The organism is Burkholderia sp. APQ4-4ca (genome assembly GCF_057837105.1).
In genome coordinates this window covers 14,200-30,441 of sequence record NZ_JBYQCG010000099.1, presented here as the reverse complement: position 1 = coordinate 30,441, position 16,242 = coordinate 14,200, and the positions used below count along the sequence as shown (strand labels likewise).

The 16,242-nt window shown below is 69.4% G+C and carries 15 protein-coding genes and 1 pseudogene; 7 read left to right on the top strand and 9 right to left on the bottom strand.

What is annotated here, in order from left to right; all coding sequences use genetic code 11:
- Positions 1 to 134: 134 nt before the first annotated feature.
- The gene (locus AC3IFE_RS11745; protein WP_301739964.1) at positions 135 to 1,979 is read right to left on the bottom strand and encodes an EAL domain-containing protein; all 1,845 of its coding nucleotides are present in this window, start codon (positions 1,977 to 1,979) and stop codon (positions 135 to 137) included.
- Between the two features lie 271 nt (positions 1,980 to 2,250).
- Positions 2,251 to 3,282: a bile acid:sodium symporter family protein gene (locus AC3IFE_RS11740; protein WP_489190639.1), complete on the bottom strand. Its 1,032-nt coding sequence runs from the start codon at positions 3,280 to 3,282 to the stop codon at positions 2,251 to 2,253.
- A gap of 346 nt (positions 3,283 to 3,628) precedes the next feature.
- On the opposite strand from AC3IFE_RS11740, the gene AC3IFE_RS11735 reads away from it, so the two are divergent.
- The 3 genes from AC3IFE_RS11735 (at position 3,629) to AC3IFE_RS11725 (ending at position 6,702) form a co-directional block, all read left to right on the top strand.
- Positions 3,629 to 4,120 (top strand): peptide-binding protein, encoded by a 492-nt coding sequence (locus tag AC3IFE_RS11735; RefSeq protein WP_489190637.1) that lies wholly within the window; start codon positions 3,629 to 3,631, stop codon positions 4,118 to 4,120.
- Positions 4,121 to 4,466: 346 nt separating this feature from the next.
- On the top strand, positions 4,467 to 5,543 hold the full coding sequence (locus AC3IFE_RS11730) for a porin (protein WP_089468625.1): 1,077 nt from the start codon (positions 4,467 to 4,469) through the stop codon (positions 5,541 to 5,543).
- 196 nt (positions 5,544 to 5,739) lie between these two features.
- Complete coding sequence (locus AC3IFE_RS11725) at positions 5,740 to 6,702, top strand: LysR family transcriptional regulator (protein WP_089468624.1); 963 nt, start codon at positions 5,740 to 5,742, stop codon at positions 6,700 to 6,702.
- Between the two features lie 115 nt (positions 6,703 to 6,817).
- Here the strand turns inward: AC3IFE_RS11725 and AC3IFE_RS11720 are convergent, their stop codons facing one another.
- A complete protein-coding gene (locus AC3IFE_RS11720) occupies positions 6,818 to 7,777 on the bottom strand; it encodes an NAD(P)H-dependent flavin oxidoreductase (RefSeq protein ID WP_059521161.1) in 960 nt (319 codons plus the stop codon).
- A gap of 248 nt (positions 7,778 to 8,025) precedes the next feature.
- On the opposite strand from AC3IFE_RS11720, the gene AC3IFE_RS11715 reads away from it, so the two are divergent.
- Positions 8,026 to 8,922, top strand: a complete 897-nt coding sequence (locus AC3IFE_RS11715) for an alpha/beta fold hydrolase (protein ID WP_089468622.1) — start codon at positions 8,026 to 8,028, stop codon at positions 8,920 to 8,922.
- Positions 8,923 to 9,002: 80 nt separating this feature from the next.
- Here the strand turns inward: AC3IFE_RS11715 and AC3IFE_RS11710 are convergent, their stop codons facing one another.
- Positions 9,003 to 9,494: an Lrp/AsnC family transcriptional regulator gene (locus tag AC3IFE_RS11710; protein WP_489190636.1), complete on the bottom strand. Its 492-nt coding sequence runs from the start codon at positions 9,492 to 9,494 to the stop codon at positions 9,003 to 9,005.
- Positions 9,495 to 9,606: 112 nt separating this feature from the next.
- Here AC3IFE_RS11710 and AC3IFE_RS11705 point away from each other — a divergent pair, with 112 nt between their 5' ends.
- The gene (locus tag AC3IFE_RS11705; RefSeq protein WP_089468621.1) at positions 9,607 to 10,509 is read left to right on the top strand and encodes a DMT family transporter; all 903 of its coding nucleotides are present in this window, start codon (positions 9,607 to 9,609) and stop codon (positions 10,507 to 10,509) included.
- A gap of 255 nt (positions 10,510 to 10,764) precedes the next feature.
- Here the strand turns inward: AC3IFE_RS11705 and AC3IFE_RS11700 are convergent, their stop codons facing one another.
- Genes AC3IFE_RS11700 through AC3IFE_RS11685 form a run of 4 tightly spaced genes read right to left on the bottom strand, consistent with a single transcriptional unit; the run spans position 10,765 to position 13,405 of the window.
- Entirely contained in the window at positions 10,765 to 10,971 is a 207-nt protein-coding gene (locus tag AC3IFE_RS11700) for a DUF1289 domain-containing protein (protein WP_089468620.1), read from the bottom strand.
- Complete coding sequence (locus tag AC3IFE_RS11695; RefSeq protein ID WP_089468619.1) at positions 10,968 to 11,474, bottom strand: YbaK/EbsC family protein; 507 nt, start codon at positions 11,472 to 11,474, stop codon at positions 10,968 to 10,970. The genes AC3IFE_RS11700 and AC3IFE_RS11695 overlap by 4 nt, the downstream gene beginning before the upstream one ends.
- Before the next feature lie 26 nt (positions 11,475 to 11,500).
- Positions 11,501 to 12,433 carry a hydroxymethylglutaryl-CoA lyase gene (locus AC3IFE_RS11690; RefSeq protein ID WP_489190635.1) on the bottom strand — a complete coding sequence of 311 codons (933 nt, stop codon included), beginning with the start codon at positions 12,431 to 12,433 and terminating at the stop codon, positions 11,501 to 11,503.
- A 30-nt stretch (positions 12,434 to 12,463) separates the two neighbouring features.
- Positions 12,464 to 13,405, bottom strand: coding sequence for a 2-hydroxyacid dehydrogenase (locus AC3IFE_RS11685; protein WP_489190634.1), 942 nt, complete (start codon positions 13,403 to 13,405; stop codon positions 12,464 to 12,466).
- Between the two features lie 347 nt (positions 13,406 to 13,752).
- Here AC3IFE_RS11685 and AC3IFE_RS11680 point away from each other — a divergent pair, with 347 nt between their 5' ends.
- On the top strand, positions 13,753 to 14,370 hold the full coding sequence (locus AC3IFE_RS11680; RefSeq protein ID WP_489190633.1) for an RBBP9/YdeN family alpha/beta hydrolase: 618 nt from the start codon (positions 13,753 to 13,755) through the stop codon (positions 14,368 to 14,370).
- A 259-nt stretch (positions 14,371 to 14,629) separates the two neighbouring features.
- Here the strand turns inward: AC3IFE_RS11680 and AC3IFE_RS11675 are convergent, their stop codons facing one another.
- The gene (locus tag AC3IFE_RS11675) at positions 14,630 to 14,914 is read right to left on the bottom strand and encodes a hypothetical protein (protein WP_089468615.1); all 285 of its coding nucleotides are present in this window, start codon (positions 14,912 to 14,914) and stop codon (positions 14,630 to 14,632) included.
- Between the two features lie 564 nt (positions 14,915 to 15,478).
- On the opposite strand from AC3IFE_RS11675, the pseudogene AC3IFE_RS11670 reads away from it, so the two are divergent.
- Positions 15,479 to 16,238, top strand: a pseudogene (locus AC3IFE_RS11670) ((2Fe-2S)-binding protein).
- Positions 16,239 to 16,242 lie beyond the last annotated feature (4 nt).

Genomic DNA, 16,242 nt, shown 5'->3' with positions numbered 1-16,242 from the left:
CGCGCCGCGCTGTGGCCGCGGCCCTGCAACGAGCGATGCCGTTGCGCAATAGTCGAACCTTGCGCCGGCCGGGCATCGGTGCCGCCGCACGGTGCGCGAGCGCTTTCCGTGCGCACCCGGCGGCTGCCTGCCGTTCAGCCCGCCGCGATCGCCACGGCCGGCGGTTCGCCGCGATCGCGCAGCGCGGCGCGGCCGGCATCGAGATCGACGACCGCGAGCCCGTCCGGCTGCTGCTTCGCCCGCCGCTTCGCGAGCGCCGCGACCGACGCGATCTCGTCGCTGCCGTAGCGCTTTGCGCCGTGCGCGCCGGCCGGCACGCCGACCGCGCCGATCGCCATCGTCACGAACCCGAAGAACGCCGGGTTGCCGTGGCGGTCCTCGCCGCGCAGCCCGCCCGCCTGCCGGTCCGCCTGCGTGTAGAAGAGTTGCGCGCCGTCGTTGAAGCGTGCGATCGCGTCGGCGGCGCGCTCGCGCCAGTCGTCGCGTTGGAACAGCACGAGGAAATCGTCGCCGCCCACATGGCCGAGAAAGTCGCGCTGCGGATCGCACACGCCGGCCAGCACCGTCGCGGCGAATTTCAGCACTTCGTCGCCCTGCCAGTAGCCGTACTGGTCGTTGAACGGCTTGAACTGGTTCAGGTCGACGTAGCACGCGTGAAAGCCGGCGTCGCGCTGGAGCAGGCGGTCGATGTGCGCGCTGATCGGAATGTTGCCGGGCAGGAAGGTCAGCGGATTCGCGTAGCGCGCGGCCTCGATGCGCATCTCGGTCACCGCGCGCACGAGGCTCTCGCCGGTGCCGAGCCCGACATAGCGCCCGTGTTCGGTGATCACGAAGCCGTCCGCGAGATAGCGCTGGTCGTGGCGCGCGAGCAGCGTCGCGAGCTGCTCGAACGTGGTCGCGTTGTCGATCATCAGCGGCGCATCGTTCGCGAACTGCAGGCACGGCTTCTTCCCGAACACCTCGCGGTGATACGGCAGCGCGAAACGGTCGATGAAGCCGCGGCGATTCACGAGCGCGACGGGCCGCCCGCGCTCGACGAGCGCGACCGCGTGCAGATCGGGCATCCGGTTGAACAGGTCGATCACGTCGTTGCTGGTCGCGTCGCGCGGCAGCGCCGGGGCGGGCACGAGCATCTTGCCGGCGATCGTGCCGGCCGGCCGCACCGCGCGCGTCACGCCGGGAAACACCGCGATGTGCGGCGCGCGGATCGCGTCGCGCGCGGCCGGCGCCACCACCCGCGACGGCTGCGCGTTCGGCCGCCCGAGCAGGAAGCCCTGCACGCAGCAGATGCCCATGTCGCGCACGACGATCAGGTCGCATTCGTTCTCGATGCCTTCCGCGATCAGCTTCGCGCCGCTCGCCTGCGCGAAGTGCTGCATGGCCTTCACGGCTTCGAACTTGAGCGGGTCGTGCGCGATGTCGTGGATGAAGAAGCGGTCGATCTTCACGACGTCCGGGTGCAGGCGCAGCCACAGGTTCATGCTTGCATTCGCGGTGCCGTAGTCGTCGAGCGCGAACTGGATGCCGGCGTCGCGCAGCGACGCGACCGCCGGCCCGATGTCCGCGAGATCGGGAATCGCGTTCTGCTCGGTGAGTTCGATCACGATGCGTTCGGCGCCGATCCGCGCGCGGCCGAGGAACTGGCGTGTGCGCTCGCGTTCGCTGGCGAGCGTGAGGATCGCGCCCGCGCTGAAATTGAGGAACAGCTTGCCGTCGCAGCCGAGCGCGGCGAACGCGTCGAGGCAGGTGAGCGCGGCGGCTCGTTCGAGCGCGATGGTTTCGCCTTCGCGCGCGGCCTGCGCGAACAGCGCGGCGGGCGGCTCGAGATCGGTGCCGCGCGGGCCGCGGATCAGCCCTTCGTAACCGACGACCGTCCCCGATCCGAGGTCGACGATCGGCTGGAACACGGCGGCGAGCGCGCGATCCGCGATCAGGCGCGTGGTGCGGGGGGCGGCGGAATCGGAGGAGGACGCGGGCATTGGCGAAGGCAGCCGAATCGACGGGACGACCGGCTTAACGGCACCGCTGGCGGAGAATTGAATGAAGATTGTGTGACACGACACGTGTTGCCGGTGCCGTGAGCCGGATGCGCATCGGGGCGAGGGGGGAAGGGAAGTGGGCAGGAGAGGCTGGAAGCGGGAGAGGCGGGAAGCAGAAAGGCGGAAGGCGGAAGGCGGAAGGCGGAAGGCGGAAGGCCGCCATCGGCGGCCCCCGCGCCCCCGCGCCCCCGCGCCCCCGCGCCCCCGCGCATCAGCGCTTGCCCGCGCTCAGCGCGCCGGACCTGGCTGCCGTGTCGCCTTCGTCGTGCTCGCCGCTCGTGTCGCGCGCCCCCCAGCGCTGCGCGAGCGCCGCGCACGCCATCAGCTGGATCTGGTGGAACAGCATCAGCGGCAGCACGATCGCGCCGACCGCGTTCGCCGAGAAGATCACCTTCGCCATCGGCACTCCGGCCGCGAGGCTCTTCTTCGACCCGCAGAAGATGATCGTGATCTGGTCGGCGCGGTTGAAGCCGAGCCGCTTGCCGACGAACGCGGTCAGCAGCAGCGCGATCGCGAGCAGCACGAGGTTGACGACGAGCAGGCCGCCGAGCGCGCGCGGCGGAATCTGGTGCCACAGCCCTTCGTTGACGGCCTCGCTGAACGCGACGTAGACGACCAGCAGGATCGAGCCCTGGTCGACGAAGCGCAGCACGCCGCGATTGCGGTCGATCCAGCCGCCGATCACGGGCCGCAGCAACTGGCCGGCGATGAACGGCACGAGCAACTGCATCACGATGCTGCCGACGGTGCTCCACGGCGACGCGGCCGCGGCCGACTGCGACGTGATCATCAGCCCGACGAGCGCCGGCGTGACGAAGATTCCGAGCAGGCTCGACGCCGAGGCCGCGCACACGGCGGCCGGCACGTTGCCTTTCGCGATCGACGTGAACGCGATCGAAGACTGGACCGTCGACGGCAGCGTGCAGAGGAACAACACGCCCGCATACAGCGTCGGCGTGACGAGCGGTTGCAGCACCGGTTTCAGCGCGAGGCCGAGCAGCGGGAACAGCGCGAACGTGCTGAGCAGCACGATCGCGTGCAGCCGCCAGTGGGTCGCGCCGGCGACGACGGCTTCGCGCGACAGTTTCGCGCCGTGCAGGAAAAACAGCAGGCCGACGGCGATGTTGGTCGCCCAGTTGAACGCATGGGCGGCCGGGCCGCGGCAGGGCAGCAGGCTCGCGAGCACGACGGTGCCGACGAGCGCGAGCGTGAAGTTGTCGGGCAGAAAACGGGGACGGGCCATCGAAAACTCGATTTGGAAACGGCGAAGGCGCGCGTCGCGCGCGCGGATGCCGTTATTGTCCGGGTTGGCGATTCACCAAACAAATTCATTGTGTGAATCGATTGATGAATCCATTGCATGACGCGAAGGCCGCCGCGTCGCCCCGGCCATGCTCGAAACCGCAGAAGAACGTTCTGCCGCAATCGCGTGCCGAAGCGAAAAAACCTAGCAGTAACATGGTGTTACACCGATGCCGGCGACCTAACACTTTTTGGCTCGACACACTTTCCCCCCGCTCATAAATTACTACTGAAAGCCTTGGGTCGGCCGAAAGGAACCGACGGCGGGCGTCGATGGGCACGGAACGATGACGGAACGGGTGAAACGGAAGATCGGACGATGGGTGGCAGGCGCGCTCGGCGCGCTGCTGATGCCGCTCGCGCTGGCCCAGCCGCCCCATGGCGGTCACGGCTTCGGCGGCCACGGCTTCGGCGGCGGCGACATGCGTGCGTACGGCCGGCCGGCCGGCGGCCCCGGCGGCGGTCCGGTCTGGCGTCACGTCGCACCGCCTGCCGGAGTACGTGCCGGCGGCGTGAGCGGCGCCGGCTCCCGCTGGGGGCTGCGTCCGACGCCGTCGTACGGCCATTACGCCGCGCAAAGCCCGTATCGGCCGATCAGCGCCGAAGTCCGCCAGATGCCGCGCCCGCCGGGCGGCGGCAACGTCCCGCTGCGGGCCGGCTCGATCCGCGCCGACGTCGCCCGCTACAACGAGGAGCGCGGCGGTCGCCCGATGCCGCCGCCCCGCTCGCAGGAAGAGCCTGCGCACTCGCCTTCGTTCTCCCCTTTCTACCGAAACTGAGCGCCCCCGGCGCTCGTCCCCTTGCCGGCTGATGCGAATTCGCCACAGTCGCGCGCAGATTTCCGCTGATTTTCCCGCCGCATTGCGCTATCTTTCGCGCCCGGTGCGCGCATGCCGCGCCGCCGTCCGCCGGTGCGACCGCATTCGCGCCGGGCCGCCGCCGTGCCTCCGGCCATGGATACATGCCGCGAAGTTAATGCGGGCGCTATACCCGCAATAAGTGTGCGCAATTTTGACCGGACGAATGATCCGTAAAGATGGCTGCGCCCCATACGACGCAAGCACTCGGCTCCAAACAACAACGCTCGCGCCACTTATCGACTATCCGACAAAACCTGGAGATCCCATGAAAGCATTCGCCCGCCGTGCGTCGCGCACGTCCGTCAAGCTGATCGCCGCAGCCGCCTGCGTGGCGGCCGCCGCACCCGTCCATGCGCAGTCGAGCGTCTCGCTCTACGGGCAGGTTGACGAATGGGTCGGCGCCACCAAGTTCCCGGGCGGCGATCGTGCGTGGAACGTGTCGGGCGGCGGGATGTCGACGTCGTACTGGGGCCTGCACGGCACCGAGGATCTCGGCGACGGCTACAAGGCGATCTTCACGCTGGAGAGCTTCTTCCGCGCGCAGAACGGCCAGTACGGCCGCTTCCAGGGCGACACGTTCTTCGCGCGCAACGCGTACGTCGGCATCAGCTCGCCGTACGGCACGGTGACGGCAGGCCGCCTGACGACGCACCTGTTCCTGTCGACGATCCTGTTCAACCCGTTCTACGACTCGTACACCTTCTCGCCGATGGTGTATCACGTGTTCCTCGGGCTCGGCACGTTCCCGACCTATCCGAGCGACCAGGGCGCCGTCGGCGATTCGGGCTGGAACAACGCGGTGGGTTACACGTCGCCTTCGTTCGGTGGCCTGAATTTCGGCGCGATGTACGCCCTCGGCAACCAGGCCGGCGACAACCGCTCGAAGAAGTGGAGCGCGCAGTTCAACTACGCGAACGGCCCGTTCGCGGCGACCGCCGTATATCAGTACGTGAACTTCAACAACGGCCCGCAGGACCTGAGCGCGCTCGTGACCGGCATGAAGAGCCAGGGCATCGCGCTGGTCGGCGCGACCTACGACCTGAAGCTCGTGAAGCTGTTCGGCCAGTACATGTATACGAAGAACGACCAGGTCGCTGGCAGTTGGCACGTGAACACCGCGCAGGGCGGCGTGTCGGTGCCGATCGGCGTGGGCAACGCGATGGCGTCGTATGCATACTCGCGCGACGCGGGCGGCCTCGACCAGACGCGCCAGACCTGGGCCGTCGGCTACGACTATCCGCTGTCCAAGCGCACCGACGTCTATGCGGCCTACATGAACGACCATATCAGCGGCCTGTCGACCGGCAACACGTTCGGCGCAGGCATTCGCGCGAAGTTCTGACCCACGCGCGCGATCGAAGCGCCGGCCGCGCGCGTCAATCACGCGTGCCGACTGCATGTTTTCGCGCCCGTCATTTCCGGCCCGAAGCGGCGCCGTCACCCGCGGCGCCGTTTTGCCTTTCTTGACCTTTCTGTTCCCACGCCTTTGTTACCCTATCTCGTAATTGGTTGATTCCCCGGGATTGCGAGCTAGTTCGATGGATACCCTCGTCAGCATGAATGTGTTTCGCTACGTCGTCGAAGTGGGCAGCTTCGTCGGCGCGGCGGAGCGCATGCAGATGTCGGCGGCGATGGCGAGCAAGCACGTGATGCACCTCGAGCAGCAGCTCGGCGCGCGGCTGCTGCATCGCACGACACGACGCGTCGCGCCGACCGAGGCGGGACGCGAATACTACGAGCGCCTCGTGCAGGCGCTGTCCGAACTCGACGAAGCCGGCCAGGCCGTCGGCGCCGCGAGCGTGGTGCCGCAGGGCAGGTTGCGCGTGACGTCGCTGTCCGCGTTCGGGCTGCGGCACGTGATGCAGGCCGTCACCGATTATGCGGGCCGGTTCCCGGACGTGACCGTCGACATGACGCTGTCCGATCGCGTGGTCGACCTGATCGAGGAAGGCTATGACGTCGCGGTGCGCGCGGCGCCGAACGGATTGAAATCGTCGTCGCTCGTCGCGCGCCAGATCGCGACCGCGCACATCCTGCTGGTCGCGTCGCCCGAGTATCTCGAGAAGCACGGCACGCCGCAGACGATCGCCGATCTCGCGCACCACAACTACCTGCGGCGCGATTCGAATTCGACGATGCTCGATTCGCTGGTGATCGATGCGGCCGCCGCGTCGCGCGTGAGCCTGAACGGCAACCTGATCGTCAATCATCTCGAAGGGCTGCGCGCGGCCGTGCTCGCCGGCGCGGGCATCGCGCTGCTCGGCACCGAAGTGGTCGGCGACGACATCGAATCGGGCCGGCTCGTGCCGGTGCTGCTCGATTCCGTGCCGCCGCACGAGGCGCCGATCTATGCGGTGTATGCGAGCCGCCGCCACGTGTCCGCGAAGGTGCGCTCGTTCGTCGATTTCCTGGCCGCGCGTTTCGAAGGGCAGTCGCTGTGCCCGTCGATCGAATCGCGCCTGCGCGTGCTGCCGATCACGCGGATGAAGCGCGCGGTCTGAGCGACGTTTCCCGCCGCGGCGGCCCAAACGAAAAGCGCGAACCATTGCGGTTCGCGCTTTTCGTTTGGCTGGACGATTCTCGCGTCGAGGGCGGCCGCGACGGCCGCCGCCTCCGTCAGCGCGGGATGCCGAGCCGCGCCTTCGCGTCGTCGTACTCGCGCTTGAGCCGCTCGACGAGCGCGCCGACGCTCGGCAGATCGTCCATCAGGCCGACGCCCTGGCCGGCGCCCCAGATGTCCTTCCACGCCTTCGTCTTGTCGCTGCCGAAATTCATCTTGGTCTTGTCGGATTCCGGCAGCGCGTCCGGATCGAGGCCGGCCTTCTCGATGCTCTCGCGGATGTAGTTGCCGTGCACGCCCGTGAAGAGGTTCGTGTAGATGATGTCCGACGATTTCGCATTCAGGATCGCGTGCTTGTAGTCGTCGATCGCGTGCGCTTCCTGCGTCGCGATGAAACGCGTGCCCATGTACGCGAAATCCGCGCCCATCGCCTGCGCGGCGAGGATCGAGCCGCCGTTCGCGATCGAGCCGGACAGCACGATCGGGCCGTCGAAGATCTTGCGCACTTCGCCGACCAGCGCGAACGGCGACGTCGTGCCCGCGTGGCCGCCGGCGCCGGCGGCGACGAGGATCAGCCCGTCGACGCCCGCTTCGAGCGCCTTCTGCGCGTGGCGCAGGTTGATCACGTCGTGCAGCACGATGCCGCCGTAGCCGTGCACCGCGTCGACGATCTCGCGCGCCGGCGCGCGCAGGCTCGTGATGAAGATCGGCACCTTGTGCTCGACGCACACGCGCACGTCGTGCTCGAGCCGCGCGTTCGACTGGTGGACGATCTGGTTGACCGCGATCGGGCCGATCACCGCATCGGGGTGTTTCGCCTTGTGGTCGGCGAGTTCCGACTGGATCTGCGTGAGCCACTCGTCCAGCAGTTCGGCCGGACGCGCGTTCAGCGCGGGGAACGAACCGACGATGCCCGCCTTGCATTGCGCGAGCACGAGTTCGGGGTAGCTGACGATGAACATCGGCGACGCGATGACGGGCAGCGTCAGGTTCTGCAGGACGGTGGGCAATGCCATGTGATGTCTCCAGTCTCCGGGGGCGTTGCGGGCGGACGGTGATTTGCGTGTATTGAGTGTAGCGGCGGAACGCGTTCGTTCATATTAATACGAACGGTCGTGCGATTCTACGCGAGCTTAACAAACTCGGCGGTGGGCCGGCAATCGAGTGAGTGTTCTCTTTCTACGGTTTCGCGTGCTTACCCCGCTGTGAAGACGCGCCGGCGCTCCTAAAATAGCCGCCATAACAAACCAACGAGAAATAAACCATGTCGTTTGAGGCGTTTGCACCGTTTCGCGTGACGGTGCAGGACACCGACATTTTCGGTGTCAAAGGAGGCGCGGGTCCGCCGCTGCTGTTGCTGCACGGCCATCCGCAGACCCACATGATCTGGCATCGCGTCGCCGCGACGCTCGCGAATCACTTCACCGTGATCGCCACCGACCTGCGCGGCTACGGCGCCTCGGGCCGGCCGCCGAGCGACGCGCGGCACGCGCCGTATTCGAAACGCGCGATGGCGGCGGACCAGGTCGCCGTGATGCGGCATTTCGGCTTCGCGCAGTTCCACGTGTGCGCGCACGATCGCGGCGCGCGGGTCGCGCACCGGCTCGCGCTCGATCACGCGGAGGCCGTCGAGCGGATGATGCTGCTCGACATCGCGCCGACGCTCGCGATGTACGAGAAAACCGATCGCGCGTTCGCGACCGCGTATTTCCACTGGTTCTTCCTGATCCAGCCCGAGCCGCTGCCCGAGACGCTGATCGGCGCGCACACCGACGCGTACGTCGAGCGCGTGATGGGCAACCGGTCGGCCGGGCTCGCGCCGTTCGCGCCCGAGGCGCTCGACGCGTACCGGGCGGCGCTCGCGCAGCCGGGCGCCGTGCATGCGATGTGCGAGGACTATCGCGCCTCGGCGACGATCGATCTCGAGCACGATCGCGCGGATCTCGAACGCGGCAACAAGATCGCGTGCCCGCTGCGGGTGCTGTGGGGCGAGCACGGCGTCGTCGGCCGCTGCTTCGATCCGCTCGACGAGTGGCGGCGCGTCGCGCGCGACGTCAGCGGCCGCGCGCTCGATTGCGGGCACTACATTCCGGAAGAGGCGCCCGCCGCGCTGATCGGCGAACTGCTCGCGTTCTTCGACGCGCGCGACGCGGCCGCGTGACGGGGCGGGCGGCGGCGCGTGCCGCCTGCGGCCCGATGGCGCGCGCTGTTCGCGGCTCGGCGACGTGCGCCGCGCGCGGCTTAGCGGTGCGCGTGGTCGTCCTCGACGAGCGGCGGCAGGCGGCGCGGCACGGGCGTCGATTTCACGATCGCGGTGCTCGTCTCCGCGCGCTCCGTGACCTTCGACAGGATGTCGTCGAGGTGCTCGATCGTGCGCAGGTAGAGCCGGCAGATGAAGCAGTCGTCGCCGGTCACCTTGTCGCATTCGACGAATTCGGGAATGCGCCGCAGCAACTCCTCCACCAGATGCAACTGGCCCGGCAGCGGCTTCACGCGGACGATCGCCTGCAGCGTGTAGCCGAGCGCGCGCGGGTCGAGCTCGACGGTGAACGCGGCGATCACGCCTTGCGCCTCGAGCCGCCGCACGCGGTCGGCGGTCGCGGGCGCCGACAGCCCGATCTGCCGGGCGAGTTCGCTGGTCGCGATGCGGGCGTCGTCGGCCAGCGCGGCGACGATCGCGCGGTCGGTCGCGTCGAGCGACGCGCCCGCGGGCGGAGAAAGGCGTTTCGGCATGATCGCTTTGCTTTTGAAGGTGAATCGGCTGATTCACTTCAGTTTAGCCGTGGTTTCGGCGGAAGCAAGTTTCTAGAATCGAAGTCATCCCCGCTATTCAACGGAGTTCTTGATGGCCTCGAATGAAATGCGCCGCGGCGCCGCCGAGATGATCGTCGCGATGCTGATGTCCGGCACGATCGGCTGGCTCGTGATGTCGTCGCGGCAGCCGCTGACGAATGTCGTGTTCTTCCGCTGCGTGTTCGGCGCCGCGACGCTCGCGATCGTCTGCGCGGCGTTCGGCTTTCTGCGCCGCTCGCTGTTCTCGCCGCGGATGCTCGCGCTCACGACGCTCGGCAGCCTCGCGATCGTCGCGAACTGGCTGCTGCTGTTCGCCGCCTATTCGCGCGCGTCGATCTCGATGGCGACGGCCGTCTACAACACCCAGCCGTTCATGCTCGTCGCGCTCGGCGCCATCGTGTTCCGCGAGCGGATCACCGCGTCGACGCTCGCGTGGCTCGCGCTCGCGTTCGCCGGGCTCGTGTTCGTGGTGCGCGTCGAGCCGGCCGTGCTCGCGGTGCCCGGCGAATATCTGGAAGGCGTCGCGCTGTCGCTCGGCGCGGCATTCCTGTATGCGATCTCGTCGATCATCACGAAGCACCTGAAGGGCACGCCGCCGCATCTGCTCGCGCTGCTGCAGGTCGGCCTCGGCATCGTGCTGCTCGCGCCGTTCGCGCAGTTCGACACCTTGCCGGCGACGGCCGGGCAATGGGCCGACCTGATCGTGCTCGGCATCGTCAACACGGGGCTGATGTACGTGCTGCTGTACGGCGCGATCCAGAAGCTGCCGACCGCGATGACGGGCGCGCTGTCGTTCGTCTATCCGGTCGTCGCGATCGCCGTCGATCGCGTGGCGTTCGGGCAGACGCTCGCATGGACGCAGGTGTTCGGCGCGCTGCTGATCCTTCTCGCGGCGGCCGGCGTGAACCTCGGCTGGCGCATCGTGCCGGCCCGTCGCGCGACGGTCGGCAACTGAAACGGTCGGACGATTCGGCGCGCCGGCGCGCTCACGCCGCGGCACGTCGAAGGCGCGTGTCGGGGATGCAGATTGCCTGCGCAACGACGTCGCGCGGACGTCGTGCGCATCGATGAAAAGCGCTGCAAGAAGCTGTAGGGAAACACCCGATGCGATGCGCCCGCGTCGCTCGTATGATGCGGGCTGTGACGTTGATCACGTTCACAGGATTCCGATCTCGATGCCGTTCGCCCGTGAGGCTGAACGGCTTTTTTTTTATGTCTCGCTGCCCGCGATCAGCCGCCGACGCGCGTCCAGCCGTGCGAGCAGCGCGCGCCTCGCATCGTCGTCCGACTCACGCCATCCCTTGATCTCGCCGCGCGTGCGCAGGCAGCCCGCGCACCAGTCGGTGCGCGGATCGATCCGGCAGACGTCGGTGCACGGCGACGCGACCGTGGCGACCTGCATCGTCACGTCGCTCATGCGGACGCCCGCAATGCGACGTCCGCGACGGGCGCGCCCGTCAGCGACACGAGTTCGTGCGGCGACAGGTTGAACACCGCGTGCGGATGGCCGGCCGCGGCCCACAGGCTGTCGAGCGCGAGCAGGTCGGCGTCGATCAGCGTGACGGGTTCGACCAGATGGCCGATCGGGCACACGCCGCCGATCGCATAGCCGGTGTGGTCGCGCACGAACTTCGCGTCCGCGCGACCGACCGGGCCGACCTGCGCGGCGACCTTCTGCTCGTCGACGCGGTTCACGCCGCTCGCGATCACCAGCACGGGCGCGCCGTCGGCCTGCCGGCGAAACAGGATCGACTTCGCGATCTGCGCGACCGAGCAGCCGAGCCCGGCCGCGGCCTCGGCCGACGTCTTGCCGGTTTCGGCGAGCATCACGATGCCTTTCGCATGGCCGCGCTCGCGCAGCAGCAGCGCGACGCGTCGCGCGGAATCGGGGAGGGAATCGAATGAAGCGGGTGTCGTCATGGAAAGGAATCCGTGGAATGGCGTGATCAGACGCAGTTCGCGGCGTCGGCCGCGCTTTGCGCCTTGGCAAGCAGTGCTCGACCGGCGCGCGACACGTTCGCGCGGCCGATCGCGTTCGAGATGAAGTCGCCGGCGGCGACGACCTGCGCGAGATCGATGCCGGTCTCGATGCCCAGGCCCTGCATCAGGTACAGCACGTCCTCGGTCGCGACGTTGCCGGTCGCGCCCTTCGCGTACGGGCAGCCGCCGAGGCCCGCGACCGACGCGTGGAAGATCTCGATTCCTTCGAACAGCGCCGCGTAGATGTTCGCGAGCGCCTGGCCGTAGGTGTCGTGGAAGTGGCCCGACAGGCGCTCGCGCGGGAACACGCGCGTGACCGCCGCGAGCACCTCGCGCGTGCGCTTCGGCGTGCCGACGCCGATCGTGTCGGCGATGTCGATCTCGTCGCAGCCGAGCGCGGCGAACCGCTCGACGACGTCGACGACCGCCGCGACCGGCACCTCGCCTTGATACGGGCAGCCGAGCGCGCACGACACGCTGCCGCGCAGCCGCAGGCCCGCGTCCTTCGCGGCCTGCGCGACGGGCTCGAAGCGCGCGATGCTCTCGGCGATGGTGCAGTTGATGTTCCGCTGCGAGAACGCTTCGCTCGCCGCGCCGAAGATCACGACTTCGTCCGCGCGGGCGGCCACCGCATTCTCGAAGCCCTTCAGGTTCGGCGTGAGCACCGAGTACACGGTGCCCGCGCGGCGCTCGATGCCGGCCATCACGTCGGCGCCGTCGGCCATCTGCGGCACCCATTTCGGCGACACGAACGACGCGGCCTCGACGTTGCGGAAGCCGGCGCGCGACAGCTTGTCGACGAGCGCGATCTTCACGTCGGTGGGCACGAAGGTCTTTTCGTTCTGCAGGCCGTCGCGCGGGCCGACTTCGACGATCTTGACGGCGGTGGGGAACGTCATGGTTGTCTCCAGTTTTATCTCGGGCGGAATTCAGTAGCCGCGCGCGTAGTCGACGATGCCGCTGACGGGCGCGCCGCGCTCGAACGCGCGGATCTTGCCGGCGATCTGCTCGACGGCTTCCGCGCGCAGCGTCTCGGCCGAGCTGTGCGGCGTGATCGTGATGCGCGGCGCGCGCCAGAACGGATGGTCGTCCGGCAGCGGTTCGTGCTGAAACACGTCGAGCGTGGCCGCGGCGACCTGGCCGCTCGCGAGTGCGTCGAGCAGGTCGGCCTCGACGAGATGCGCGCCGCGCGCGACGTTGACGACGTACGCGCCGCGCGCGAGCCGCGCGAACGCGCGTGCCGACAGAATGCCGTCGGTGTCGCGCGTGCTCGGCAGCAGGTTGACGAGCACTTTCGCGCCGTCGATGCACGCGTGGAACGCGCCGTCGCCGGCGAAGGTCGCGATGCCGTCGAGCTGCTTCGCACTGCGGCTGTAGCCGCGCACCGGCAGGCCGAGCGCGGCGAGCGCGCGGGCGACTTCGGCGCCGAGCACGCCGAGGCCGAGGACCGCGACGGTGAAGCCCGCGCGCGCATGCGGTTCGAGCGGCTGCCAGCGGCGTTCGCGCTGTTGCAGGTCGTATTCGTCGAAGCGGCGCAGGTAGCGCAGCACCGCGTGCGTCACGTATTCGACCATCTGCCGCGCCATGCCCGAATCCTCGAGCCGCACGAGCGGCACGTGCGCGGGCAGCGTGCCCGGATGCGCGCGCTCGAGCGCGAGTAGCGCATCGACGCCCGCGCCGAGGTTGAAGATCGCGCGCAGGCCGTCGCGCGGCGCGAAGAACTCGCGCGGCGCGCGCCACACGAGCGCGTAGTCGGCGGCGGCCGTATCGCCCGGCTGCCATGCGCGCAGTTCGGCTTCGGGCAGCGCGCGGGCGATTTCGTCGCGCCAGGCGACGGCTTCCTGATGCGGTGAATGGAACAGGATCTTCATTGCGTGACGGCGCGCGCGCCGGCGAGGCGCGTCACGGGAACGGCGAGCGAAGCCGGGCGCGGCGCGCCGGCGGACGTAGCGGACATCGGGCGACTCCTGACGACCGGCCCGGCGCGTCGGTGCGGGGACCGGTTCCGTGTGAAGCTGACGGGAAGCCCACATTCTACGGTTTCGCGGCACATTGCGCCGTCGGTGCGGGCCTTGCGGCCGGCGCGGGCCGCCGTCGCGCGGTGGCGCGGCCGCCGCCGGTCGCCGCGCCGCGCAAAAGCAAAGCACAAAATATTGGTTCGGCCGCCGCGTGCCCGACGCCACAATCGAACCTCGTCTTCAAGCAAGCGAGGGCAATCATGCGCGCATGCAGCAAATCGGCGTGGCCGCCGCGGCTCGTCACCGTTCCGGGCCTGCACGGCAGCGAAGGCGCTCACTGGCAGACCTGGCTCGAGCGGCAGTTTCCGCGCGCGTTGCGGGTCGAGCAGCACGACTGGGACGCACCCGATCTCGCGGGCTGGGCGCAATCGGTGCGCGCGCTGCTCGATCGCGAGCGCGGCCCGTTCGTGCTCGCCGCGCACAGCTTCGGCTGCCTCGCGGCCGCGCATGCGCTCGCGCAGTCGCCGCACGCGGGCGATGTCGCGGGCGTGCTGTTCGTCGCGCCGGCCAGCCCGAAGAAATTCACGTTTGCCGGGCCGTTCGACGCGCGCCGGCTCGCGGTGCCGTCGATCGTGATCGGCAGCGAGACCGATCCGTGGATGCCGCTCGCCGATGCGCGCACGCTCGCGCAGCGCCTGGGCAGCGCGTTCGTGAACCTCGGCGATGCCGGGCACATCAATACGGCGGCCGGCTTCGGGCCGTGGCCGCGCGCGAAATACTTCATCGACACGCTGGTGCATTGCGCGGCGCCGCTGCGTTTTCGCGACGCGGACGACGGCTTCGACGCCGCGCTCGTCGAGCGCGCGCTCGCGGTCTGACGGGCGGGTTGCGCGGCGCGTGCCGCGCGGTGGCGGTCGCGGCATGGCGGGCCGTCGCGCGTGCAACGCGCAGGCGGCCCTGCCTGACGGCGGCCGGGTGCGAATCCCTCGGCCGGCCATGCTCGACATGGCTCGCGAAGCGGCGCGATACCGTGCCGTTCGCGCCGTCGCCTACCATTACGTCATGTCAGCAGCGGCTCGACGCGCGCGTCCACTGCGCTGCCTGAACAGGGGCGACTCCTGTCACGTGGCGGCGGGATCAGCCCGGCGGCGACGCGGCGGCGCTTGACGCGGCTGCGTTGGCGGAGGGCTTCGCGTCGTCGTCGTCATCGGGCGGGTAGTGCACGACGGGCGGCGCGAGCGGCGCGGCATCGGATGCGGCGGCGTTCGCGGTCGCGTCGCTGTTGAACGCGCTGGCGACGCCGCTCGACGCGCCGGCCTGCTGCGCGGCGTCGGTCGCGTTGGCGTCGTGCGGCGCGTCGTCGCTGCACGCGGCGACGAACACGGCGGCACACAGAACGACGGCGACGGAAACGCGACGCATGACTTCTCTCCTGACAGGCTGATCGGGAAACGTTTTCGAGTATGCCGCCGCGATGCGACGTTTCGGTGAATCGTTTGCGATTCCGGCGTGATCGCGAGTGATCGCGAAATGGTTTCGTCAGCGTGATCGAATGCTGTCGCGGCGATCCTGCCGCACCCATGGCGGAATTTTCCAGCAGAGGCCGATGCTGCGCGCATTTACACGGCGCGCCACGTCGGGACCCGGCCACGGCCGACGCGGCCGCCCTGCGCGGCATGGCCAATGCGACCGGCAACTTGTGACCGATGCGCGCCCGGCCACGCCCGAAAACCGGGCGTTATTGCCGCTTCGTCAGCGAACGGCCAGCCGCGCGCCAGCGTGGCGTCATGACGGCGCTATCACCGCCGGCTCGCCCCGTCTGCCGCCCCGTGCGCGCCGCTCACGGTGGCCGGCGCTGCCCCCGTACGCGGCTCCCGCCGTTTCGCGGCACCCGAATTGCTCTTTGCCGATGCGCGTGCCGACCGCGCTGCCATCCGGGCACGCGGCGCACGCCCGCGTCAATCAACCACGGAGCGAGCAGAAGTCATGTCCAGCGATCGATCCGATTCCCCGTCTGCCGAACCGGCGCGCGATGCGGCCCCGTCGCCGCTCGGGCCCGGCCGTTCAGCGGCGCTGCCGTCGTTGCCGCCCGATACGCCGTCCAGCGCCGCGCGGCGCCGTTTCCTGCAATCCGCGGCGGCGGCCGCGACCGTCAGCGCCGCATCGCACGTTCATCCGCAGCCGCCGCACGCGGCATCCACGCCGGCCGCGCCCCACCGCGACGCGGTGCCGGCGCAGCCCGTGCGCCTCGACATCAACGGGCGCGCATACACGCTGCAACTCGAACCGCGCGTCACGCTGCTCGACGCACTGCGCGAATACGCGGGGCTCACGGGCACGAAGAAGGGCTGCGATCGCGGGCAGTGCGGCGCGTGCACGGTGCTCGTCGACGGCCGGCGCATCAACGCATGCCTGACGCTCGCGGTGATGCACGAAGGCGCGCGGATCACGACCGTCGAAGGACTGGCGCGCGGCGGCGAGCTGAGCCCGGTGCAGCGCGCGTTCGTCGAATGCGATGCGTTCCAGTGCGGCTACTGCACGTCCGGCCAGCTCTGCTCGGCCACCGCGCTGCTCGACGAGTTCGCGGCGGGGGCCGGGAGCGCCGCCACCGACGACGTGCGGCGCCGTCCCGTGCAGCTGTCGGACGACGAGATCCGCGAGCGCATGAGCGGCAACCTGTGCCGCTGCGGCGCGTACCCGAACATCGTCGCCGCCGTGCGCGCCGCGCCATGCGGCGCGCGGCTAGGCGC